Origin of the sequence: Vibrio sp. 10N.261.54.A5, assembly GCF_041471145.1 — a bacterium.
GTDB classification, from domain to species: Bacteria; Pseudomonadota; Gammaproteobacteria; order Enterobacterales; family Vibrionaceae; genus Vibrio; species Vibrio crassostreae_C.
Map to the genome: position 1 here is coordinate 129,640 of NZ_JBFRNU010000017.1, position 24,370 is coordinate 154,009.

The following is a 24,370-nucleotide window of genomic DNA, read 5'->3' on the forward strand; positions in this document are numbered from 1 at the left end:
GCGAAAGATTATGAATACTTTAAAGAACGTTGATAAAAGCGAAGTTATCTTATCAGTTAAGAATTTGGTAAAAGATTTCCCACTTGGCCAGTCAGTCAAAAGCAATATGATGCGAGCCGTAAATGATGTTTCATTTGATCTTCGTAAAGGAGAAGCATTAGCGATTGTTGGCGAATCTGGCTCAGGGAAAAGCACAGGAGCTCGAATTCTTACCCGAATTTACGATAAGACGGCTGGAGATATCGAATTCAAAGGTGAGCCTCTGTCTGATTATATTGAAAAATATGGTGAGCTTGAATATGCACGCCAAGTGCAAATGATTTTTCAAGACCCGTTTGGCTCGTTGAATCCTGTACATACGATTTACCACCATATTGCGCGACCATTACTTATCCATAAACGAGCAGAAAAAGAAGCGATTCCGAACCTCGTTTATGAATTGCTTGAAATGGTTGGGCTTACACCAGTTAAAGAGACCGCAGAGAAGTACCCCCATGAACTAAGTGGTGGACAACGACAGCGTGTCGCAATTGCACGCGCAATTGCTGTTAGCCCTGAAGTTATCCTAGCTGATGAACCTATCTCTATGCTTGATGTGTCTGTGCGGTTAGGAATCTTAAACCTAATGGCTGACTTGAAGGATAAGCATGGTATTTCGTTCATGTACATCACTCATGACATTGCGACAGCGCGTTATTTTGCTGAGAAAACGGCGGTGATGTATGTAGGACATATGGTCGAATGGGGCAATAGCGACAACGTCACTCAGAACCCACAACATCCGTATTCTCAGTTGTTGTTGTCAGCAGTGCCAGAAGTCGGTAAATCGGGCAAGCGTGACATGAACGTGAAAAAAGGCGATATCCCTTCTTGGAAGCCAAGTAGCGTAGGTTGCCCGTTCGCAAGCCGTTGTATGAAAGCCGATAAACTTTGCACGCAATCAATACCAGAACCGACTCAAATTGCAGAAGAGCATTTTGCTCGTTGTCATCATTTGTAAACTTTAAATCCTTTTTGAAACGCAAAAGAAAGCGCTTTCAAAGTTTAAGTGTAAGAATTTTTTGGAATTTTGATATGAAACAAGACTACAACTTAACACCAGAGGTCGATGGCAAGTTCGTTGATTTAGATGGTGAGCGTTACTACCAAATCTCTAATGTTGACCAAATGACGCCATTCTTTATTAGCGTTGTATCGTCGAGCGATCACTGGTTATTTATTTCATCAACAGGCAGCCTTTCAGCTGGACGCATTCGTCCGGAAAATGCGCTTTTTCCTTACAAGTCTGTTGACCATATTCATGAAAATGCGGAAAACACCGGCTCAAAATCCATCTTCCGTATTGAACATGGCGACAAGGTTGTACTTTGGGAACCGTTTAATACATTCCATGATGGTATTTTTGATGTTGAACGCAATCTTTATAAAAATACGATTGGAGACAAGATTGTATTTGAAGAGATAAACCATACTTTGCAACTACAGTTCCAATACAGCTGGAATACGAGTGAAAAATACGGCTTTATTCGTCGTTCAAAACTGACCAACCTCGCGAGCTTTGAGCGTAAAGTCGAAGCACTAGATGGCTTACAAAATATACTTCCTTCAGGCGCTCCGTTATCAGCTCTTCAAACAAGAAGTGCATTAGTTGATGCGTACAAGTGGAATGAACAAGTTGATGGTAGTTCATTAGCTCTGTTCAGCATGTACGCGAAATTGAGCGATAGAGCCGACCCTGCTGAATCTTTGCTAGCGACGACAGTCTTCAGCTTAGAAACGGAAAGCAGCCAAATTTTATTGACGAGTGCTCAAGTTAATGCGTTCAGAAAAGGTCGAGCGGTTAAAAGTGAACCTTTAACGAAAGGGGTTAGAGGGAGCTATTTAGTTCATAAGTCTCTGACGCTGCGAGCACATCAAACCAAAGTTTGGTCGATTGTCGCTGATATAGACAAGACTCATTCCGATATCTGTCAGCTTCAATCTGAGCTCTCTGTTCCTGCTAACCTAGCACTAGCTTTAGAAAAGAGCGTTGCAGATAATCAAGATGAATTGATCACATTAATGTCTGGCGCGGATGCGTGGCAAATAACAGCTGAAGAAAATACCAGCGTTCACCATTATGCCAATGTGTTGTTCAATAACATGCGTGGTGGCGTGTTTGAAAACGGCTATATGTTAGAAAAGGTTGACGTAGTTAAAACTATGGAAAAGGCCAACTCTCAGGTAGCTGGCCGCCATCAAGACTTTTTTGATCAGTTAGGGGATGTTTTCAGCCATTCTGAATTAGTTTCGCGCGCTAAAGCGACAGGGGATTCTCAATTAGTTCGATTGAGCTACGAGTATCTACCGCTTACTTTTGGACGTCGTCATGGTGACCCTAGTCGCCCTTGGAACCACTATGAGATTAAGCTTAAAGATGAAAATGGCGAACGCTTACTTTCTTATCAAGGCAACTGGCGTGATATTTTCCAAAACTGGGAAGCGATGGCTCTTAGTTATCCAGGGTTCATCAAATCATTCATCTCTAAGTTTGTTAATGCTTCAACGGTGGATGGTTACAATCCGTATCGAATTACTAAAGATGGTGTAGATTGGGAGCTGTTAGAGGCGGATGATCCTTGGAGTAACATTGGTTACTGGGGCGATCATCAAATCATTTATCTATTAAAATTCCTTGAGTTAGCAGACAAATTTGAGCAAAGCGATCTTATCGAATTACTAGAGAGTGACATTTTTAGTTATGCCAACGTGCCTTACGAGCTTTGTGGAGTTCAAGGCCTCTTTGATAACCCTAAAGATACCGTAGAGTTCAACCAAGACTTGCAGGAATTGACAGAGCAACGTGTAAAGAGCTTAGGCAGTGACGGTCGCTTGTTGATGACGGGTGACCAAGAAGTTTATATGGTCAACTTAATGGAGAAGATACTCGTCCCTTTATTGGCGAAATTGAGTAACTTAGTGCTTGATGGTGGTATTTGGCTCAATACACAACGTCCAGAATGGAATGATGCAAACAACGCTATCGTTGGCAACGGCCTCTCAATGGTAACCTTGTACTACATGCGTCGCTATGTTGCCTTTATGCAGCGCCTGTTAGAGAAGTCACCATCGTCATACAGTATTTCCAAAGAAGTGTTTGAGTGGATGTCTTCTGTTACACAGATCGTTTCAGAGGCAAATACAGAGATTCGTCAAGATACGGTCACTCGTCAAACGCGTAAAGCAATGCTGACTAAGCTGGCTAAATCCGCTGCTAATTATCGTGAGCGCGTGTACCGAGTAAATGGATTCTCAGGGAAAACGAAAGTTGAGAAAGAAGCGATTGTTCAATTGATGGGCGCGAGCTTAAAAGTCCTAGATTCTACGATTGCAAACAACTTGCGTGAAGACGGTTTGTACAATGCGTATAACATCTTGAGTTGTTCTGGTGAGAGCTTAATGGTTGAAGAGCTTTACCCTATGCTAGAAGGGCAAGTTGCAGTATTGAGCTCGGGTCTATTATCATCTAAACAAGCGGTTGAGTTGTTGGATAAATTGTTTGCCAGTGACATGTATCGTGCTGATCAAAATAGCTTCATGCTTTACCCTGACCGTGAGCTGGCTTCTTTTATGGACAAAAACTGTTTAGACGCTAAAGACATTGACCAGAGCAAATTGTTAAGCATGATGGTTGTTGCCAAAGATAACCGATTAGTAAACCAAGACAGCAAAGGTTCTTACCACTTCAATTCAAGCTTTGAAAACAAAGGTTTCCTTCAGGCTGCGATTGATGAAATTAAAGCCGATTACCCGTCAATTAGTGATGATGAATTTTGTCATGTATCTAGTTTGTATGAGCGTGTATTCAACCATAAAGCCTTTACTGGGCGTTCGGGAACCATGTTTGGTTATGAAGGTTTAGGTTGTATCTATTGGCATATGGTTTCTAAGTTGCTGCTAGCTGTGCAAGAAAACTATCAGCATGCTTGGAGTATGGACTCTAATAGCCAGGAAACTCTTAAATTAGCGGATTACTATTACAAAGTGAGAGCTGGTATTGGTTTCAACAAAACGCCGGAAAACTACGGTGCGTTTCCGACGGATCCGTATTCTCATACGCCAATGCACTCTGGAGCACAGCAGCCAGGGATGACAGGGCAAGTTAAGGAAGAAGTGATTACTCGTTTTGGAGAGCTAGGTCTAGAGGTCGTTGATGGCACAATTGTAATTAACCCTTCACTTCTTAGTCCTAAAGAGTTCTTACAAAAAGCGGCGACTTTTGACTGCCAAAATATTGAAGGACAAATGCAGAGCTTTATTGTTCAGGCTGGGCAACTGGCTTTTACTTACTGTCAGGTACCGTTTATTTACCAACTCAATGATGAGCCAACACAGGGTATTGAAGTTCAGTTTAAAGACGGAACAAGTGAGGCATTTGCATCGTTAACGCTAAACCATGAAATGGCTTCACAGCTCTTTTCTCGTAGTGGTCTTATTGAGAAAGTCGTTGTCGTGTTGTCAAAGCACCAGTTACTCTAATTCTAATTTAAAGTGAAATAAAAAGGCTCTAAGTGAATACTTAGAGCCTTTCTTTTAAGTGTAAAAAATGGGGTGCTTGATATACAAAAATCAAAGCTTAGCCACGGACTCTCTTACAATCAATGTCGGGGTTAGTTTGTGCTTCAATGGGTAGTCGCGTTTATTAATTAACGATAAAACACCTTTTGCAGCTTCTTCTCCCATCTCATGAACTGGAAAGTCGACCGTCGATAAGCGAGGACGAATATGCTGGCTATGAGTATCGTTATCGAAGCCTACGACTGAAAGGTCTCGCCCAATAATGAGGTTTCGCTCTGCTGCTACGTCATATACAGCAAGCGCGATGTTGTCATTTTGACAGAAAATCGCGGTGATCTCAGGGTCTCGGTCTAACAAGCGTCGCGCAGCTTCGTGGTTGCCTTGATGATCAAAGCGTCCCTCTACAAACAGCCCTGCGTCGTATTCGATACCGAACTCTAACAAGGCATTTCGATACCCTTGAAAGCGATCTCTACTATCAACTTTACTCAACTGGCCTGTGATACAAGCGACTTTTTTATGCCCGTTCTCAAGTAAGTGCTTCGTTGCAAGGTAGCCACCAAGCTCATTATCAATGTAAATACAGCGATCAGAAATCTCAGGAATAAAACGGTTGAGAACAATCATTGTTTCACTGTCTTTCGCTATTTTGATCAGTTCGTCATCACTGAGCTTGTCTGAGTGAACAATGAGGCCATCCACAAGTTTAGATTGCAAAAACTGGATAGAATCGAGCTCTTTGGTTCGTGATTCCTGGCCACTTGTAACGATTAAGTGAATATTATTTTGGCGAACGGTATCTTCGGCTGTATGCATTAATGGTCCATAGAAAGGCCCATCAAGCGAACCAACTAGCATGCCAATGCTATTTGAACGACTGGAGGCTAGAGCTTGTGCAAACGCATTAGGCTTGTAGCCCAGTTGATCAATAGCTTTGAATACTTTTTCGCGATTGGCTTCCTTTACCGTAGGGTGACCATTTAATGCTCGTGAGACGGTTGATTGAGAAACTTGAGCAAGTTCAGATACTTCTTTAATGGTGATCAATGGTAGTGGCCTTATCTCTACAAGGAGTGAACTAAGCTATATTACCTTCGTGATCAATAAGAGCCTAGTAATCCAATGATTAATATTTAAAAACTCAGAACTGCTTAACGCTAAATTTGAAGGTTAAGCATACAAAGTAAGGTCACGAATATTTCCATATACTCGTTCAAATATCAAGCAAGCGCTTTCTTTGTGTTGTAATAAAAGTGAATCTGTTTTTCTGAACTTCGTTGTAAGCTAGAAAAAACAGAAGCCTTAGAATAAAGGGATTCTAGGGTGTTATGCAGATAATCAGGTCAAAAAAATCTTGAGAATCTACACAAACCACAACGAATTTTAGCAAAATGTGAAACCCAACAAGAAAGCGCTTTCTTAAGGTGAGCGTTGTCTCTTTTTTGAACTATGCACTTTTATATACTCATTTTGAAACAGTCGTGCATGGCATATTGGGTCCATGCTCGCGGACTTATTCATTTATCGACTTTCTGTTATGGGCTCCGATATTACGTGTCGCCTGCTTAGAAAGTCGTGATACAAGGAGTTGTAATGCAAGATCTAACCAATCAGGTAAAGATATTAACGTCTTTTATTTCTGCCGCTTTGATGTCTGGCTGCACGGCGATAGAGCTGCCGGTATCCGAAAGTGCTGACTTAGCTCAAACTGAAAAAGCGATTGTGCTATCCCATGCTCCAGTTACTTTAAGTTCAGACTGGCAATTGGTGTGGGAAGACCAGTTTGAAGGCGAGCAAATAAATAAACGTAATTGGTCATTAGAAGTGAACTGTTGGGGAGGAGGGAACAATGAACAACAGTGCTACACGGATGATCCTAATAACGCATTTGTTAAAGATGGCTTTTTACACATTGTCGCGCTGAAGCAAAGTCATACTGGGCCTGACAATGCCGAAGGTACGATTGGCGGAGCAACTAAGACACTCCCTTATACTTCTGCGAGGCTAAGTACAAGAGACAAGCGTGACACCAAATATGGCCGTTATGAAATCAGAGCAAAGTTACCCGGTGGACAAGGTTCATGGCCCGCGATTTGGATGCTGCCAACCGACAATAAATATGGTACATGGGCTGCTTCTGGCGAAATCGATATTATGGAAGCGGTTAACCTAAACACACTTTCAGATGCGGCGGGAGCGAAAAATGATGCTCTAGAGAGCCGGGTCTACGGGACGTTACATTACGGACGAAATTGGCCAGACAATGTTTATAAAGGGCAAGCCGCGACATTGCCAAATGGTGTGAACCCTACTGAGGGCTTCCATACATACGCGATTGAGTGGGAAGAAGGTGAAATTCGTTGGTATGTAGACAATATTCATTACGCGACTCAAGCTCAAGAGGGCTGGTACAGCCAATATGAAGCGGAAGAAGGGAAACTCATTAATGCGAGTGGAGCAGCTCCGTTTGATGAAAAGTTTCATTTGTTATTGAACTTGGCCGTCGGTGGGGCGTGGTCAGCAAACGCAAATGATAAAGGCATCGACGAAGGTTTGTTTCCGAAAACAATGCTAGTTGATTCAGTAAAGGTTTACCGTTGTAAGGTTGATCGTTGGAAAGGAAAAGGGTGTGCAAGTCGTTCTGAACATGCAATACAAGTGATAGGGCACGAAGCTCCAGAGATCTTAGCAACCGATGATAGTTATGCTGATGGACCAACGTTGGAGATTTTTACCGAAACTCTTAACGCAAGCTTGGCTTATGCAAGTTATGACCCATTGGATATTGTTGACTATCAAGAAGTGACCGAACCAGATCGTGGAACAGTGCTACAAGTGAATAAGAATCAAGGATCAGGAAATATCTATTTTCGTTCTCCTGTAACAGATGTGACACATTGGCAAGAGACGGGTGAACTGGTCTTTGATTTGAAAGTTGAGAGCATGGCCGACGGGGTTGAACTATTGGTTAAGATGGACAGTGGTTGGCCGAAAACAAGTGACTATACCGTGCCGCTATCAGCAATCAATGAATGGAAGACGGTACGTATTCCAATCGCTGACATTTTAAAGAGAGACAACCGTTTTGCTGGTGGGAATCAAGCTGATCCAACAACGATCACTAACCTTTTAGTGTTTGAGCCTCAAGGAGAAATGAGTTTTAAATTAGACAATATGCGATTTGAAAAGTAAGCCTTTTAACTAAGGGGTTTGAATAAAAGTCTGAATATAAAGGGAACATACAATGTATGTTCCCTTTTTTATTTTGACGATTATTTGAGGAAGGCAATCGACGATGTATTCAGAAACAGGTTCTGAGTGATTGAACGGAGCAATTCGTCCTTAATATGTAAACAGTGACATTTTTCTTGGTTCCATGATTGTTCAAACAAAATACTTAACATCTTTATTTTTGTGACTCACGCATAAGAAAGCGCTTTCTTTGGTGGGGTTGATCACGGTTTATATTCACGAGATCGATTTATACTCTTTCCATACCAACTGAGCGGTTAGAGCCAATGAGATTAAGAGTGCATAGTGAATGTGGGCTTAGATTTGATCTTCTTTAAATCTGTTCGATTGGTTTTTTTAAGAAAAACAAAGAAAGCGCTTTCTTTTTGAAAGTATAATTTGGAACATGGAGTTATTATGAAACTTTCTAAGCTTACCCTTGCTTGTTTAGTCGCTACTGCTGGCTTGTCTACTGTACCTGCTGTACATGCCGAAAAATCGGATGGATTTGAATTTCACGGTTATTTCCGTGCTGGTGTTCTATTCAGTGAAAATGATGATTTTAAACGAGCAAAGTTCCCAGCATCTAAAGAGCGTTTAGGTCGATTGGGTGTTGAGTCGGATAGCCACTTTGAAGTTGCACTGCAGAAAAATTTTGAGAATGACGGTGGTCAGAAAATTCGAATCAAAACACGAGCAGCAGCCAACAATGCGGAATATGCAACCAACCAACTTGGTGCCAATGCCGATGCAACCAACAGCGAAATTGGTATGGCAGAAACTTTTGTCGAGTTTGAAGGTGTATCTGAAACCGGTGTTGTATGGGGTGGTAAGCGCTTTTATGGTAAAGATAATTACATCTTTATGACCGACTTTTTCTACACGGATATGTCAGGTACTGGTGTTGGTATTGAAGGTGTTGAGCTAGGTGGTAATAAGTGGGACTTTGCTTATATTGCAAGCGATGACTCTGGCGATACAAGTTTCTGGGGTGACAGCAACAACATCATGCATGCACTTCATGCTGGCGTGAACTTTGGCAGTGTTGAGCTTCACGCTATGGCTAAGTATATGCCAGACAATATGGTCGATTTAGGTTTTGGTAATGGCCCAGAAGCATTCGCTGAGAATGGCTATGAAATGACGGCAATTGTTCACACTGAGTCTGTCTTTGGGTTGTCAGATAAAGGTTTTACAAAATACATCGCGCAGGCTGGTAAAGGCTTAGGTTCAGGTAACCTTTTAGGCGGTACTCTTACGACTTACAACACGTACAAGCCTGGTAGCGACTATCAAAGTTGGTTAACGACAGGCACGGGCTGTGGTACGTCTTGTTTGAAGGCTGTTGATGAAAACGATGTATCGCTACGTGCTTTAGCATGGGGTGGGTACTTTTTTGAAAATGGTGTGAATATTTTCCACTCTCTTCAAACCCAGTACAACGATTTTGACAATGGTGACACAGACGGCTGGGTATCAGCAATGGTGCGACCAACGTTCCCAATTTCAGAAAACTTCTTTATCGCTACCGAAGCTGGTTACATGTACAACTACGAAGACCGTAATGGTGAGTCAAAGAATTCTTATGATTACAAGCTAACAGTAGCGCCGACTCTAGTTGTGCACTCTGGCTTCGGTCCATCTCCAGAAATTCGCTTCATGGCATCTTACCTTGATGGTGAAATGCAAGATGGTACGGGTAAAGAGGGCGACTTTGTTGTAGGTATTCAAGCTGACATGTGGTGGTAGAATTTTTTACCTTCGGGTCTTAAGTGATATCGAGCATACCGGGGGAGTGGTATGACGGCCTTGCCTTTAGGGCGGGCAAGGTTCTCGATATCCTATTTATTGCAATAGTTGAGCTCTTTCCTAGCAGCACAAAGAGTTTCATTTTTATTGCTATGAGTCTTCCATATTTGAGTTTCGTTTCAAATGTGTTCTTGCCAAAGATACTCATCGACCGCTTCGAAAGGAGCGGTTTTTTTATGTGTGACATATCTAATCTTTTAAGGCTTAAGGCTTAAGGGGGAAAGGGTTATGAGTTATGGGAAGAATGTTGCTTTCTAAATTCGCGAGGGCTGCATCCATTTTGGGCCTTAAAACATTTGGAGAAATAGTTGCTGTCAGAAAAGCCGCAAGACTCAGCAATGTGTTGGATGCTTTTGTTGTCGTTTAATAATAAGGATGCCGAGTGTCGAATTTGAAGGTCTTTGACGTATTGGTTTGGGGATGTATTTAAAAACTGCCTGAATAACCTTTCTAGTTGCCGCTTGCTAATATAGGCCGCTTGCGCAATGGTTTCTGTATCTAATCCTACTTCTTTGTAATGACGGTCAATATGTGCGAGAGCACGGCTCAATGCCAGGGTTGTTCTTGGTAAGCTATGGGTCTGTTCTTGATATCGCCGAGCAAGTTCTATCGCAAGTTGCTGCATTGTGCTCGTCAATATGATTTCAAACCCCTGTTCTGCGTTGTCGTATTCCGATTTGATTTGTTGTAGAAGTCCATTGATTCGTTTCAACTGAGAAAGTGATAACGTAAGCTTTGCTTGATATTCAGATGCTTGTCGAGCAATTGGTTCTACCTTGAAAAGCGCTTGATAACCTGGCATTTGACGCATTGAAGGGACCTCAAAAAAAGGCAATGCCGTATCAAACATCAAGTTTACAATCTTCAGTTTATTTACTTCACAAAATCCATGTTCAATATCCCCATTAATAACAAATACATCTCCTGTACTTAAAGGGTAAGTGTGGCTAGCTACCGTATGCTTTCCACTACCACTCACAACTAAGAAAAGTTCAGAAAAGTCATGGCTATGTACGTCAAAGTCGAAATCGTGATGACCATCGACATAGGCAAATTTTATCTGAGGATATCTCTGATGACTTTGGAGTCTAAACTTGGTTTTCATGTCGCTATTTTACCTATTTCTGTCGCTTATTTGGTAGTTAAACGCCGTGGTTAAGATTACTATTTTTTGAACAAAGACAATATTAACTTTTAGAGCGAGAGGTCAAATTTTTGCTCTAAGTAAAAAAATAGTAGGACTTTAAATGAATACTGTGGAAATTCTCGAAGCACAGAAGCAGCTTGCACCCATAAGTCGACAAGCGGCTACTGAGGGCATTGTGCTACTAAAAAATAGTGATTCAATATTGCCATTGCAGGCTAGTGATACGGTGTCTCTTTTTGGTCGCTGTCAGATTGATACCTACCGAAGTGGCACTGGATCTGGTGGAGCTGTGAATGTCCCTTATTCCGTTAATGCATTACAGGGCTTGTATGAGAATCCAAACATCAATCTTAATCTCAGTTTGGTGGAGGTATACAAACGTTGGGTCAAGGACAACCCGTTCAATGACGGAGGAGGTGGTTGGGCAGCAGAACCTTGGTTTCAAGATGAAATGCCTCTTTCAAATTCAGTTGTGATGGATGCCGTTGCCAAATCTAACAAAGCCGTTATTTTTATCGGTCGAACGGCGGGTGAAGATCAAGATAATGCACAGCAGCAAGGCAGTTACAATTTAACCGCGCTAGAAATACAAATGTTGGAGAAAGTGACAGAATATTTTGATGATGTCATTGTGATACTGAACGTGACCAACATAATCGATATGTCATGGACAAGTTCACTTAAAGGTTCTGCTGCGATTAAGGCTGTTCTGTATAGTTGGGCCGCAGGTATGGAAGGTGGGCATGCTTTAGCTGATGTTTTATCAGGTGATGTTAGCCCGAGTGGACGTTTGACCGACACTATTGCGCACTCTTTATCTGATTATCCTTCCAGCGCTAGCTTCGGAAATAAAGAGCGTAATCTGTACCAAGAAGATATCTATGTCGGGTATCGGTATTTTGAAACTTTCAATCCTAAAGCTGTTCAATTTGAGTTTGGTTTTGGGCTGTCCTACACCCGCTTTTCCAATAAATTAAATGCATTGACGACTCTTGGTTCCGGCTCTGAACAAGAGTTGGTCTTCGATATTGAAGTTAAAAACATAGGCGAGAAATACAGTGGTAAGGATGTGGTTCAACTGTATGTTGAATCGCCTCAAGGTCACCTTGGTAAGCCTTCACGAGCACTGATCGGTTTTGTGAAAACACCGACCTTGGACCCGCAAGATACGGTGTGTTTGACTATTTCATGTCCTCTATCTTCCTTCGCATCATTTGATGACTCCGGTAAAACGGGACACCCAAATAGTTACGTACTTGAAGCTGGAGAATATCACTTTTATCTAGGAGGAAGTGTTCGCCAGGCAAAGCTTGTTAGTGAGAGCGTTAAAATAGAAGAGCTGTTAGTTGTTGAGCAATTAACGGAAGCACTTGCTCCTGTCACCGGATTTAGTAGGTTGATCCCAAAAGGCAACGAGGAAAATGGTGTTTACAGTTGCGATTACGAATCTGTGCCGCTGCGAACTATTGATTTGAGTAAACGTATTCTGAGTGAGCTTCCAAGCTCTATTCCTCTTGGTGAAGATACGGGCATTCGTTTACTGGATGTTAAGCAGGGGCGAGCGAACATTGACGAATTTATCTCGCAAATGACCGTAAAGCAGTTAGCGACAATTGTTCGTGGGGAAGGTATGTGCAGCCCTAAGGTGACGCCAGGTACTGCTGCTGCTTTTGGGGGTGTTTCGCCGAGCTTATTTGATTTAGGTATCCCTGTCGTTGCAGCTGCTGATGGTCCGTCTGGTATCCGAATGGACAGCGGACATAAAGCATCTCAAGTCCCAATTGGTACATTATTAGGCTGTACATGGAACCCAGAACTGAATGAGAAACTATTTCATTTAGTGGGGAAAGAGATGCAAGCCAATCATATTGATACGTTGCTTGGTCCTGGGATTAACATCCACCGCCACCCTTTGAATGGTCGAAATTTTGAGTATTTCTCAGAAGATCCATTTCTCTCAGGGGTAATAGCTGCATCTCAAACTCTTGGTCTTAAAGCTGCAGGAGTATCTGGCACAATCAAGCATTTGGTGGCGAATGATCAAGAAACGTCACGGTTTGATGTTGATAGTGTTATATCTCAAAGAGCACTTCGTGAGATTCATCTGAAGCCTTTTGAAATAGCGGTAAAACAAGGAGGAGCTTCGAGTGTTATGACCTCCTACAACCCTATTAATGGTCACTGGGCTGCATCCAATTACGACCTCAATACTACGATTCTTCGTGGGGAGTGGGGTTATAAAGGGATAGTGATGACGGATTGGTGGGCAAAAATGAATGACCCAATCAAAGGTGGCTCTGAAAGTCGAAGTTACACATCCTTTATGCTTCGCTCTCAAAATGATCTTTATATGGTTGTTGAGCATGATGGTGCGGAAAATAACGTGTCGAATGACGATACGTTACAGGCGCTTGAAAACGGAACGTTGAGCTTAGGGGAGTTGCAACGAAGCGCGATGAATATTTGTCGTTTTATTATGGACTCTCCAGCAATGGGTCGCCCATTAGTCGCTTTTGATCCAGTTAAGAGCTTTGAGGCGACCCAAAATCTTAATAAACAACAGAGTAAAACTGATGGAGACTTTTGCTCTCTGACGGCAGAGCAACATGCAATAGTATTACCACTTAATATCAGAGAAAACCGTAGCATTGTTTTGGAAGTTAAACAGGCTGGTGTGTATCGATGTGCAGGTATTGTTAACTACGATAGTGGCACTTTGGCTCAATCTGCGTGTAGTTTAAGTCTCAATAACGTGTACGCGATGTCTCTATCAGTGAATGGTACTAATGGCGAGACAGTTTCAGTTGAGGGGCTCTCCGTTAAGCTTGATAAAGGCTTTTATTCTTTGGATATTGAATTCATCAAATTAGGCTTAGAATTGGAGCAATTAGTATTTTCGTTTATGCCTGAATAGGGCTAAGGGATAACAGTCGTTTATTTAACTCTCGTTGCTCAAAAAAGAGGTAAAGTGAGAGAAAATAAACGACTACTTTGAGGTTGAGTTATTGTGCTTTTTGATATTGCTTCATCGCGTCAACAAAGGAGTTTCGCATCCCTTCGATTCCTAATCGCTCAGATTCTTCAACGTAAGTCAGTGCTGCACTAAAATCTCCAGATGAAACCGAGTTTTCTATAAGAGTTTGATAAACCTCTTTCTTATTCAGTGTATTTTCCGTTAATAAATCTGATTGGGCTACGGTTGATTCTGGAATAATTTGTTGAACTCGCTTTTGACGGTTTTGTTCTTCAACAACGGTGGTTACCGCTGTGAATTTAAAATCAAAGGAGACTTTCCCGATTGCAGAATGAGGGATGGCGTAGTCCGTGTTATGAGCGATGTTTGCCTGGATATCACCAGAACGTATCGCCATATCACTTGGTTTTTCGACAGGAGTTGTTTCCGCGAGTGCTTCGCTGGTTGTGAATACGACCAAGTAAGCAGGAGCCTCGCCGTTTAAGTAACGTTCTTGCAGTTCGATTTGCGCGCCATATTGTGCACCATCAAGCAGGCTAAGTGGTTGGTACTTAATACTTTCATTGCCAATGACATCTAGCGGCTGGTAATTTTTGTCTAAGACTAAAAGTGACGGAACGAATGCTGAATAACTAGCATTTGAAGTCACTGAAAAACGAATAGCATCTAGTGTTGCAGGAAGCTTTAGCCCTCCAGCAAAGGATCGGCCCGATTTGAACTCGATCTTAGGGCTTGCTGTGGTGATCGAAACAGATGTTTCTTCTGGGTTCGTAACGCTTTGATATTGAATTGTACTCAGGTTTTCACAGCAGTTTTCGTTGTTCTGTAGTGACTCTAGCCCCGGAGAAGTTTTGTGGTAGCTAACCGGTGACTCTGTCACTGTTGAACAGGCGCTTAGTGCGAATACCGCTGGTAGAATTGCTAAATATTTCATAATTTCTCACAGTTAAAAAAGCATATCTGATTCAGAGTGCCTGATTGATAATAGAGACACACTACAAGAAAGCGCTTTCTTTTTGAGTGACGAACACCAAATTTAAAGAAATACTCGCTAATAATTAGTACGAATTAGGTAACAGGCTGCCGTTGGGCTGTTACCTAGATTGAAAGTTAACGAGATACCGAACTTAACAACTGAGTAAAGCGTTGCCATGATTTTTGGTCAGCTTCATGTTGATAGTTATTCGATCCGAATACTGTGAAGGCGTGTGGCGCACCACTATAAGTGATCATCTCATGCGGAACTTTGGTTGATTCAAGTTGAGCGGCGAGGCTTCCAAAGTCGTGCATTGAAATCATGGCATCAGCCGTGCCGTGGAACACGACTACGGGAGCTTTAGTCTGCGAGTAGTCTTGACCTTTTGGTGTTGATAAACCGCCATGGAAGGTGACATAAGCCTTCGAAGGAATACCCGCACGAGCGGCTTCCAATACAGCGGCTCCGCCGAAACAGTATCCCATCATTACGTTGTTATCTAAGTTGCCGCCAAGTCTTTTCGCTTCCATGGCACCAGCGTTGAGCAACGTACGCATTTTTTCTCTGTCTTTATACAGCTCGCCTGTATGTTGCTTTTTATCTTTCACTTCCGTAGGGCGAATGCCTTTACCAAATAGGTCGATGGCGAACACGTTGTAACCGAGTTCGTTGAGCATCTCAGAACGTTTCTTTTCGTAATCGGTTAAGCCATCCCAATCGTGTATTAGCAGTACCAAAGGCGCTTGGTCACTGGCTTCACTCCAATAACCTTCGTAATCCATCCCATCGACTTGGTAAGTGACGTTTTCTCCTGATATCGCAGAGAAGGGCAGTAAAACTGAAAACAGGCCGAGCGTAGTGAGTTTTCGCATGCGTAATTCCTTTCGATGACAATTGACGTTCCAATCGAAAGTATAGATAACGCGATGATTCTCGCCAGATTTCTGTCTCTAACTTGAAATGTCTGGCAGGGATAGCAGGTGGCTATTACTGATAAACAGCCATCGAAAGGGAGTGCGATGGCTGTTCATGATGCGCTGAGAAATTCTCAGTTCGCAGAAACGCGGGGCATTAGAGTAGAAAAGAACGGATTACTACCAAGTAGCGTTATCAGCGGTGTGACTACTTCGAAGTTCTGGGTACTTACGTTGATAGCGCGGCAACATCGACTCATTACCTAAGATACCACCTTGATGGATATAGATGACAGTTTTGGTTGGGTTATCTTCTTGCCATTGTTCTAAGCATTGCCACATTAATGGGTCGTAGAGCAGGTCGAATTCAATATCAGTTTGTTCTTGTAGAGCCAACCAAGTTTGATAGTCCTGCTGGTACAACTTACCAAAGTGGTGTTTGGCTTTAAGCGGTAATATCTGCGGGTGATCGGTTTCGCCAAGCTCGTTGAACTGTTGCGTTAGGTAATCACTGCCGCCAACACATGCACAGGTTAATACCGGGATGTTGTGTAGTTTTAAATGCTTATGTAGATACAGAGCCGTGGCGCCTGTGCCTGCTGGCAGTGCCACAACAAAATCGTATTGGTTTTCAAAGCGAGTCCAGCTCAGTATTTCCATCGCCAGTTGTTTTACGCCATATTCAGAAAGCTGAGAGCGTCCACCTTCTGGTAACACAATGCATTGTGAGTCAGGCTGTCTGACTTGCTCAATATACGTCTGTGGATGAAGTTCAGAGCCTGTTTCTTTGACTGAAATAACCTCAGCCCCAAGGTCGATAGCGCCACGGTAGTTGCCGAGTGGGCGTTCTTGTAGCCATTGAGGCAGGTGGTCGACGTAGAACTCAAGCGTCCAACCTTTGATTTTTGCAAGTGCGGCGAGCGAGAACAATGAGTTGGCTTGAGCGGAACCATAGCTTATTAGGGTGGTAGTGCTTGGGTGCTCGTCTTCCAGTAGCTTCATGAACTTTCTGGCTTTGTTGCCGCAAAAGTGGGAATGAAGCTGATCGTCACGCTTTAAGAAAAAGGTGTGGTCGTTGTATTGATGTTGAGTTACAGGGCTATTATTTAGTTTCATCGCACTTAGACAAAATGCTGACTCAAGAGCCAGCATTTTTAAATCAAATAGGACGGACGAGTATCTAGTAGCCAGAGGCGGCTGTAAACCAACTAAATCAAGTTTTCGTTCGATATTGACGCGGATGAATCGGCTTGAAAGGTGATCTTGGCTGTGCATCCACCACAGCTGCGATTAAACAATTCAAAGTCCCAATGAAAACGCTGACACAAGTCATCGACAATCAACAAACCTAGCCCGTGTCCATTCGGGTTGTATTGCTCCTGCAGGCCTTCGCCTTGGTCTTCAATAATAAGACTGTCTTGAGAAAGGGTAATAGTTACTGTACCGCTATTAGTGGCTGCAATCGCGTTTCTTAACAAGTTACCGACCAACATATTCATTATCGCGCTGGTGGCCTGAATTGTGGGTTCTGATTGAACTTGTAAGGTTATCGCGACTTCCTTCTCGTCAGCCTGCAACGAATTTTTAGAAACGATAGTCTCTAGCTCTTGCTGGCTGAATAAACGTAGCGGTGCATCGTCACTGTTTCTTTCATAGCGAACGAGACCAAGCAGTGCATCGACCATTTCAGACATTTGAACAATGGCTTCATCAATACGTTCAACCTGACGAGATTGAAATTCGGTTGTTTCGCTTCTCAGTAACAGTTTGTTGGCACCACGAGCAACAGTCAACGGAGTTCTTAGTTCATGACTTGAGTAGCGTGCGAAAGCTTGCTCGCGTTTTACTAGAGAATTGATTTCTCTTCTGTATTGATTGAGTTGATCCGTCAACTGACGAAACTCCACCGCCGCATCGTCATTCACTCCAAATTCTTCGTTTAGATTGAGCTTATTGGATTCAAGCTGTTCAGACAGGGAGTTGAAGGGCTCAATCAGCCGTTTAGACAACCGATAGAGCAGAGCTCCGAAGCTGAATATTAGAATAGAGAGAAGGGCTAATACAAATGTGGTGGCATAAACGAGCTCAAAGACACTAAGCTCGACACGGTCTATTTCAGAAAGCAGAACAATAGGGTGAGTTCTACCTTCATGAGTATACTCGCCTACATAGACCATGCGAGATTCTGGATCTTCACCGACCTCACCAATGAAATTTTCTTTGCCTTCAATATACTTTAAATACTTTTTCGGTAGATAGGAAAGATCGTTGTAAGCGATAGTCAGGTCATCAATACGAAGCTCTCCACTTTCACCTGACTGGAATAACCCGACTGCATAGTTGCGGTCAATTAGGATGCGTCTTTCACCCACGCGGTCTTCCGACAAGTACAGGGCTGTGATAAATACCACATAGACAAATGCCGACACAATTACGGCCATTAACCCAAAGAAAACCGCTAAGCGGCCCGTTAGGGTTTTTGTGCTTGTAAGAACATTTGAAATCAATTCGATGGCTCCAATCGGAAGCCAACTTTAGGCACCGTAATTAACATCTGAGTGTCGAAAGGCTTGTCGAGTTGATTACGTAACTGATAAATGTGACTGCGCAACACATCATTGTTGGGCTCGTTTTCTTCCCATAACTTGTAGGAAATAGCTTCACGAGTGACTACTTCAGGTGCGCTTTGGCACAGCATCTCAAGTATGGTGTAAGTGGTTGGGTTGAGCGCTAGTAGTTTATCTTGGCGGTAAGCTTTACGGGTTTTTTGGTCGATGGTGAGTTCATCGAACTGAAGTTTTGAAGAGGCGACTTTTCCGCGGTAACGACGGACTAACGCGTTCATTCTTGCTTCTAGAATATCCAAATCAAATGGCTTGGTGAGGTAATCATCGGCACCGTGTTCAAAGCCTTTCAGCATATCTTCTCGGCTATCTAAGGCGGTCAGCATCAAAATAGGTGTCGCGTTACCTTGGTCTCGCAGTTTATTACAAACCGTTAGGCCGTCCATTCTCGGTAACATTAGATCCAATATGATGATATCAAATGAGTTTTCCAACGCGAGTTGTAGGCCAAGTTCACCGTTGTCTGCGTAATCGAGTTCCATGCCAATACACTCAAAATAATCAAACAAGACACCTGCAATTTCACGGTTATCTTCGACTAATAGAACTCGTTTCATTTTGATTCTCATACAGAAATAGACAGTAACATTATCCTGAGTGAGCGTGAAAAATATGTCAATAACATAACTTTCACTTATGGGAGGGTAGATTGGCTTCAGATTAAAAAATAGAAGAACGTATTATGTCTGAACTTCATATTAGCCGCCCTAAGATATCTACATCGCAGATCAATCCTGCGGTCTCTTTGTCTATCATTGTGCCTTTTTACGATGAACAAGAGGTATTGGAAGAGTTCCACTCTCGCCTTACCAAGGTGCTTGATAGCTTACCGATCACGAGTGAGATTGTTTATGTCGACGATGGCAGCAAAGACAACAGCTTGGACTTGGTGAGTTCATTCACTTCAATCAACAGCTCAATCTCGGTGATTGGTTTAAGCCGTAACTTTGGTAAAGAGTCAGCCATGAGTGCTGGTCTTGAGCATTGCCGAGGACAAGCGGTGATCTTGTTAGACGCAGACCTGCAAGATCCGCCGGAGCTGATCCCACAAATGGTTGCCAAGTGGCGCGAAGGCTATGACGTTGTGAATATGCAGCGCAGCCAGCGTGATGGTGAAACGTGGTTTAAGAAGTTTTCAGCGGCGAGCTTTTACAAAGTCATGAATGTGGCTGCGAAAATCGATGTTCCTGAAAATGTCGGTGATTTCAGACTGTTGAGCCGTGAAGTCGTCGACCATATCAATCAACTTCCTGAACGTAATCGCTACATGAAAGGTATTTTCTCATGGCCGGGTTTTAGGCAAGCAACGATTCAGTTTAAGCGCGATGCTCGCTTCTGTGGCGAGACGAAATGGAACTACCTGAAACTCATCGGATTGGCGATGGATGGCATCACATCATTTTCTATCCGCCCACTGCGTATTGCGACGGCCGTTGGTGGCTTAGTGGCACTTACTGCTTTCGTGTATGGCGTCTTCATCGTGTTCAAAACCATGATGTTTGGTGAGCCCATCACGGGCTATCCGTCAATGATGGTCGTACAGCTTGCCCTTGGCGGTATCCAACTGTTGTGTATTGGTTTAATGGGAGAGTACATAGGTCGTATTTTCATTGAAACCAAGAATCGTCCTTTGTATCTGATCCAATCGGTGGTCGATACACCGGCATTAAAAACACATTTTAAATTAGAGGAGTCAGCATGAGCCTGAACCTGAACCTGAACCGAACGCACCTATGGTATTTGTTGGCTTTTGCATTGGTTCTAAGGCTCTTATCTCTGGCGACATACCCTTTAATGGATACTACGGAAGCGCGCTATGGAGAAATGGCTCGCTTGATGGTAGAAACCGGCAATTGGTTAACCCCTCAATTTGATTACGGCATCCCTTTCTGGGGTAAACCACCGTTGTTCACATGGATGAGTGCGGCTGGGATTGAGCTGTTTGGTTTGAGTGAGTTTGCTGCGCGTGCACCACACTGGCTAGCAGGTTTTGCGACGATTCTGTTGGTTGCATACATGGCTAAGCGTACCGGACAAAGTGCCTTGGTGGCGGCTGTGGTATTGGCGACATGTGGGATTTTCTCTATTGCGGCGGGTGCTGTGATGACCGACATGGCGTTAACGTTAGCGATGACCATTGCCATGTTAGGTTTTTACCTATGTTGGTTAGGAGGAGAGAGTTGTAAGGGAGAGGGCAATGCTGAGACTAATCGGTCTTGGGGTTATGTTGGTTTCATTGGTTTAGCACTAGGCTTGCTTGCAAAAGGGCCGGTAGCGATTGTGATCATGGGTATCGCTGTTTTCCCTTGGTTAGTATTGCAACATGGCTTCTTTGGCGCTTTCAAAGTGTTATGGCAACGCTTTCCACTGTTGTCTGGCTTAGGTGTGATGCTGGCGATTGCCTTGCCTTGGTACATCATGGCTGAAATGGCAACACCGGGTTTTATTGATTACTTTATTGTTGGCGAGCACTTTAAGCGTTTTGTTGTGAGTGGCTGGGAGGGCGATTTATACGGTTCTGCCCATGACCAAGCAAGAGGCATGATCTGGTTGTTTTGGCTTCAAGCGGCTGCACCGTGGTCGATTGTGTTGCCTATTTTGACTTTCGCCCGTCGTAAGAAAATCGCAGAAGTTAACGCTGAACATAGTGGATTGTTTTCATTCCTCGTGTGTTGGTTGGTCTCTCCTCTGATTCTTTTTACCATGGCGGGTAATATTCTTCCAGCTTACGTCCTACCGGGTATTCCGGCCCTTGGTTTGCTGGTGGCAATGCTTGTGGTAGAAAAAGATAAGAAGTGGTTCTCGAGTGTGGCTTTAGTGTTACCTGTGTTGCTAATGATTGCGATGGTCTACCTCAACCTAGGCAAAGCGAACGAGAAAAGTGACCGTATTATCTTCGAGCAGATCACGGATGAAGCGCCGAGCTTTTACATCGGTAAACGACCGTTCTCTGGGCAATTTTACAGTCATGGACAAGCGAAAAAGCTACTTGATGTTAAGCAGTTAGATGGTATCGACAAGTTCTATCTGATTGGTAAAAGAGCGGAAGTGGAAACCAAGATTAAAGACAATGCGTTGACCTGTATTTTAGAGCCGACGGTGAAGATCAAGCGCGCTCTATTTAGTTGTCATAGCCAAAACATCAAACCAAATCTATCGTTGAGCCATATTCGAAGTGATGGCGATGTTCAATTTTAACTCGTCATCGAGACTGTTTAGCCACAAGTTCGACGTGCTAAACCAAAAACTACAACCTCATCATAAGATGATTAAATTCGCTATGGTGGGGTCGGGTGGCTTTGTTGTCGATTGTGCCGTGTTTGCGTTGCTGCATTACGTTATTGGGCTGCCGTTAATGAGTGCTCGAATTGGCTCTTTCATCGTTGCAGCAACGACAACCTGGTTTGGAAATCGAGTGTTGACCTTTGAATTCAAAGGGCAGGGGAATTGGTCCGAAAAGCTGATTCAATGGCAAAAGTTCATGTTCTCTGCATCAATATCGGCGATACCTAATTTGCTGTGCTTTAAGTTGATGACTGAATTGCTGCCTGCATTTACTGGGGCAGTGTTTATCGCAATGGCGGTTGGCATCTTGGTGGGCATGGTCAGTAACTATTTGCTTAGTCAGTATTGGGTGTTTGCTCGTTAGGCTATCTTGTAACAGACACAAAAAAGCGCAGCTAAATAGCTGCGCTTTGTGTTTTTACGATAGCGAAGTCAATCGGTTCGCGATATTAGCGTTGTGCTGCGCGCTGGCGGTTCTTGCCGTTACTTGCAGGTTTGCCACCTTGACCATTGCCCGCTTTGTTACGGTTTGGTTTGCCATTTCCGCCGCCATTACCTTGTGATTGCTGACCACCAGGACCTTTCTTAATGAAGCCAGTCGCTGGTTTACGAGCATTGCCATTACCGCCACCTTGGTTAGCATTACCTTGGCTACCGTTGCCGTTACCATTCGGCTTCTTGCCACCCGGTTTCTTACCAGAGTGGTTACGTGGGCTTTCGCCACCAAGACCTGGCTGAGACTTGCTGTGCTTAGTAGCAAAGCGCTGTGAACCGTGACGACCAGACTTACGACGTTGTGCTGGTGTTTGTGCATCAAAGTCTTCTGCTGGTACTAGGCAGTTTGCTTTGTCACCAATTAGGTGCTGTTTACCCATGCTGATCAGTGCTTCACGGATGATTTTCCAGTTTTCAGGATCGTGGTAACGAAGCAGTGCTTTATGCAGACGACGTTGACGATCACCTTTCGGCACAGGAACATCTTCACGCTTCTTATATTTCACGCGTTTCAGAGGGTTAGTCTCTGAGTAGTACATCGACGTTGCATTACACATTGGCGATGGGTAGAAGTTCTGTACTTGGTCACACTCGTAGTTGTGCTTTTTCAGCCACATTGCAAGGTTAAGCATGTCTTCATCTTCTGTGCCCGGGTGAGCAGAGATAAAGTAAGGAATTAAGTACTGTTTCTTACCGGCTTCAGCGCTGTACTTCTCGAACATCTCTTTGAAACGATCGTAAGTACCCATGCCCGGCTTCATCATCAGATCCAGTGGGCCTTTTTCAGTATGCTCTGGAGCAATCTTCAAGTAACCACCAACGTGGTGAGTCACAAGCTCACGAACGTATTCTGGAGATTCAATCGCTAAGTCGTAACGTACACCAGAAGCGATCATGATCTTCTTAACACCCGGTACTTTTCTCGCAGAGCGGTACAGGTCGATAGTGTGTTGATGGTCTGTGTTTAGCTTTTCACAGATTTTCGGGAACACACATGATGGACGACGACAGTTAATTTCAGCTTTTGGATCTGAACAACCTAAACGGTACATGTTCGCCGTTGGGCCGCCCAAGTCAGAAATAGTACCTGTGAAGCCCGGTACTTTATCTTTAATGTCTTCGATCTCATCCAAGATAGATTCTTTCGAACGGTTCTGAATGATGCGACCTTCATGCTCTGTGATTGAACAGAAAGAACAACCACCAAAACAACCACGCATGATGTTAACCGAGGTTTTGATCATGTCGTATGCTGGGATTTTCGCTTTGCCGTACATCGGGTGCGGAACACGCTTGTACGCAAGGCCAAACACGTAGTCCATCTCTTCTGTGGTCAATGGAATAGGCGCTTGGTTAATCCAAAGCTCGCGATCACCGTGACGTTGAATCAGAGCACGACCTGAGTACGGGTTTGTCTCAAGGTGCAGAATACGACTAGCGTGAGCGTAAAGAATACGGTCATTGTTTAGCTTTTCGTAACCTGGGATACGAACCGCTGTAGTTTTTGCATCGTGACGAGAAGGGCGAATAGTAATAGGTTGCGCTTTTACTTCTTCTTTTTCGTCTTTCTTGGTATCACACTGAGTTTCAACTTCGTACGGGTTAACCGGAACATACGCTTTGTTCGGCTTTTCGATACGAGAAGAGTCAATGATCTTGAAGCCTTCAGGGGCCGCAGGAAGATTGATAGCAGTACCGCGGATATTGGTCAGCGTAGACATGTCTTCACCATCGGCAATGCGGTGTGCTACTTCAACCAGTGCACGCTCAGCGTTACCAAAAAGAAGAATGTCAGCTTTTGCATCAAACAATACAGAGCGGCGAACTTTATCTGACCAGTAGTCGTAGTGAGCTACACGACGTAAGCTCGCTTCAATACCACCAAGCACGATTGGCGTGCCTTTGTAAGCTTCACGACAACGTTGAGAATAAACCAGAGTTGCACGATCAGGACGCTTGCCACCTTCATTGTTCGGAGTATAAGCATCATCGTGACGTAATTTGCGATCAGAGGTGTAGCGGTTGATCATGGAGTCCATGTTACCCGCTGTGATGCCGAAGAATAGGTTAGGTTTACCTAGCTTCATGAAGGCATCTTTATTGTCCCACTTTGGTTGAGCAATAATGCCCACGCGGAAACCTTGAGCTTCAAGCAGACGGCCGATGATAGCCATACCAAAGCTCGGGTGATCGACATAAGCGTCACCAGTTACAATAATAATGTCACAGCTATCCCATCCAAGAGCATCCATCTCCTTTCTACTGGTAGGCAAAAAGGGTGCAGTTCCGTAGCACTCGGCCCAGTATTTTTTGTGTTCGTGAATAGGAGTGATATCGCTGTACATATTTCAACCTCTG

Annotated in this window: 16 protein-coding genes; 8 read left to right on the plus strand and 8 right to left on the minus strand. The window is 43.6% G+C overall.

Annotated elements, in window-relative coordinates; translation table 11 throughout:
- The first annotated feature begins 10 nt into the window (after positions 1–10).
- Positions 11–1,000, plus strand: a complete 990-nt coding sequence (locus AB4329_RS04875; RefSeq protein WP_017071889.1) for an ABC transporter ATP-binding protein — start codon at positions 11–13, stop codon at positions 998–1,000.
- A gap of 74 nt (positions 1,001–1,074) precedes the next feature.
- A complete protein-coding gene (locus AB4329_RS04880; protein ID WP_372137746.1) occupies positions 1,075–4,518 on the plus strand; it encodes a hypothetical protein in 3,444 nt (1,147 codons plus the stop codon).
- Between the two features lie 90 nt (positions 4,519–4,608).
- Here AB4329_RS04880 and AB4329_RS04885 read toward each other — a convergent pair whose 3' ends face one another.
- The gene (locus AB4329_RS04885) at positions 4,609–5,604 is read right to left on the minus strand and encodes a LacI family DNA-binding transcriptional regulator (protein ID WP_102319824.1); all 996 of its coding nucleotides are present in this window, start codon (positions 5,602–5,604) and stop codon (positions 4,609–4,611) included.
- Positions 5,605–6,150: 546 nt separating this feature from the next.
- On the opposite strand from AB4329_RS04885, the gene AB4329_RS04890 reads away from it, so the two are divergent.
- Together AB4329_RS04890 and AB4329_RS04895 are read left to right on the plus strand one after the other, a co-directional pair.
- On the plus strand, positions 6,151–7,749 hold the full coding sequence (locus AB4329_RS04890) for a family 16 glycosylhydrolase (protein ID WP_372137748.1): 1,599 nt from the start codon (positions 6,151–6,153) through the stop codon (positions 7,747–7,749).
- Positions 7,750–8,205: 456 nt separating this feature from the next.
- Positions 8,206–9,537, plus strand: coding sequence for a carbohydrate porin (locus AB4329_RS04895; protein WP_017070688.1), 1,332 nt, complete (start codon positions 8,206–8,208; stop codon positions 9,535–9,537).
- Between the two features lie 286 nt (positions 9,538–9,823).
- Here AB4329_RS04895 and AB4329_RS04900 read toward each other — a convergent pair whose 3' ends face one another.
- Entirely contained in the window at positions 9,824–10,702 is an 879-nt protein-coding gene (locus tag AB4329_RS04900; protein WP_017071401.1) for a helix-turn-helix domain-containing protein, read from the minus strand.
- 142 nt (positions 10,703–10,844) lie between these two features.
- Here AB4329_RS04900 and AB4329_RS04905 point away from each other — a divergent pair, with 142 nt between their 5' ends.
- Entirely contained in the window at positions 10,845–13,658 is a 2,814-nt protein-coding gene (locus tag AB4329_RS04905; RefSeq protein WP_017071400.1) for a glycoside hydrolase family 3 C-terminal domain-containing protein, read from the plus strand.
- An 88-nt stretch (positions 13,659–13,746) separates the two neighbouring features.
- Here AB4329_RS04905 and AB4329_RS04910 read toward each other — a convergent pair whose 3' ends face one another.
- From AB4329_RS04910 to AB4329_RS04930, 5 genes are all read right to left on the minus strand, one after another.
- On the minus strand, positions 13,747–14,652 hold the full coding sequence (locus AB4329_RS04910) for a MalM family protein (protein ID WP_061038885.1): 906 nt from the start codon (positions 14,650–14,652) through the stop codon (positions 13,747–13,749).
- Between the two features lie 176 nt (positions 14,653–14,828).
- The gene (locus AB4329_RS04915) at positions 14,829–15,566 is read right to left on the minus strand and encodes a dienelactone hydrolase family protein (protein WP_136973590.1); all 738 of its coding nucleotides are present in this window, start codon (positions 15,564–15,566) and stop codon (positions 14,829–14,831) included.
- Between the two features lie 222 nt (positions 15,567–15,788).
- Entirely contained in the window at positions 15,789–16,724 is a 936-nt protein-coding gene (locus AB4329_RS04920; RefSeq protein WP_136982024.1) for a pyridoxal-phosphate dependent enzyme, read from the minus strand.
- 92 nt (positions 16,725–16,816) lie between these two features.
- Positions 16,817–18,115, minus strand: coding sequence for a HAMP domain-containing sensor histidine kinase (locus AB4329_RS04925; RefSeq protein ID WP_017063525.1), 1,299 nt, complete (start codon positions 18,113–18,115; stop codon positions 16,817–16,819).
- Positions 18,112–18,789, minus strand: a complete 678-nt coding sequence (locus tag AB4329_RS04930) for a response regulator transcription factor (protein WP_017062034.1) — start codon at positions 18,787–18,789, stop codon at positions 18,112–18,114. Before AB4329_RS04930 ends, AB4329_RS04925 begins: the two co-directional genes overlap by 4 nt.
- A 125-nt stretch (positions 18,790–18,914) precedes the next feature.
- Between AB4329_RS04930 and AB4329_RS04935 the strand changes: the two genes are divergently transcribed.
- The 3 genes from AB4329_RS04935 to AB4329_RS04945 are packed head-to-tail and all read left to right on the plus strand — an operon-like array spanning position 18,915 to position 21,881.
- Entirely contained in the window at positions 18,915–19,934 is a 1,020-nt protein-coding gene (locus tag AB4329_RS04935) for a glycosyltransferase family 2 protein (protein WP_102320467.1), read from the plus strand.
- A gap of 8 nt (positions 19,935–19,942) precedes the next feature.
- The gene (locus tag AB4329_RS04940) at positions 19,943–21,430 is read left to right on the plus strand and encodes an ArnT family glycosyltransferase (RefSeq protein WP_372137758.1); all 1,488 of its coding nucleotides are present in this window, start codon (positions 19,943–19,945) and stop codon (positions 21,428–21,430) included.
- Positions 21,417–21,881: a GtrA family protein gene (locus AB4329_RS04945; RefSeq protein ID WP_017062031.1), complete on the plus strand. Its 465-nt coding sequence runs from the start codon at positions 21,417–21,419 to the stop codon at positions 21,879–21,881. Before AB4329_RS04940 ends, AB4329_RS04945 begins: the two co-directional genes overlap by 14 nt.
- Before the next feature lie 85 nt (positions 21,882–21,966).
- Here AB4329_RS04945 and AB4329_RS04950 read toward each other — a convergent pair whose 3' ends face one another.
- Positions 21,967–24,264 carry a YgiQ family radical SAM protein gene (locus tag AB4329_RS04950; RefSeq protein WP_017067347.1) on the minus strand — a complete coding sequence of 766 codons (2,298 nt, stop codon included), beginning with the start codon at positions 24,262–24,264 and terminating at the stop codon, positions 21,967–21,969.
- Between the last annotated feature and the right edge of the window lie 106 nt (positions 24,265–24,370).

Bases quoted from the DNA above. Each gene is read 5' to 3' on its own strand.
- AB4329_RS04950 (WP_017067347.1), bottom strand. From the start codon at position 24,264: ATGGATGCTCTTGGATGGGATAGCTGTGACATTATTATTGTAACTGGT.
- AB4329_RS04915 (WP_136973590.1), bottom strand. From the start codon at position 15,566: ATGCGAAAACTCACTACGCTCGGCCTGTTTTCAGTTTTACTGCCCTTC.
- AB4329_RS04945 (WP_017062031.1), top strand. From the start codon at position 21,417: ATGTTCAATTTTAACTCGTCATCGAGACTGTTTAGCCACAAGTTCGAC.
- AB4329_RS04895 (WP_017070688.1), top strand. From the start codon at position 8,206: ATGAAACTTTCTAAGCTTACCCTTGCTTGTTTAGTCGCTACTGCTGGC.
- AB4329_RS04900 (WP_017071401.1), bottom strand. From the start codon at position 10,702: ATGAAAACCAAGTTTAGACTCCAAAGTCATCAGAGATATCCTCAGATA.
- AB4329_RS04875 (WP_017071889.1), top strand. From the start codon at position 11: ATGAATACTTTAAAGAACGTTGATAAAAGCGAAGTTATCTTATCAGTT.
- AB4329_RS04890 (WP_372137748.1), top strand. From the start codon at position 6,151: ATGCAAGATCTAACCAATCAGGTAAAGATATTAACGTCTTTTATTTCT.
- AB4329_RS04910 (WP_061038885.1), bottom strand. From the start codon at position 14,652: ATGAAATATTTAGCAATTCTACCAGCGGTATTCGCACTAAGCGCCTGT.
- AB4329_RS04920 (WP_136982024.1), bottom strand. From the start codon at position 16,724: ATGAAACTAAATAATAGCCCTGTAACTCAACATCAATACAACGACCAC.
- AB4329_RS04880 (WP_372137746.1), top strand. From the start codon at position 1,075: ATGAAACAAGACTACAACTTAACACCAGAGGTCGATGGCAAGTTCGTT.
- AB4329_RS04935 (WP_102320467.1), top strand. From the start codon at position 18,915: ATGTCTGAACTTCATATTAGCCGCCCTAAGATATCTACATCGCAGATC.
- AB4329_RS04930 (WP_017062034.1), bottom strand. From the start codon at position 18,789: ATGAAACGAGTTCTATTAGTCGAAGATAACCGTGAAATTGCAGGTGTC.
- AB4329_RS04905 (WP_017071400.1), top strand. From the start codon at position 10,845: ATGAATACTGTGGAAATTCTCGAAGCACAGAAGCAGCTTGCACCCATA.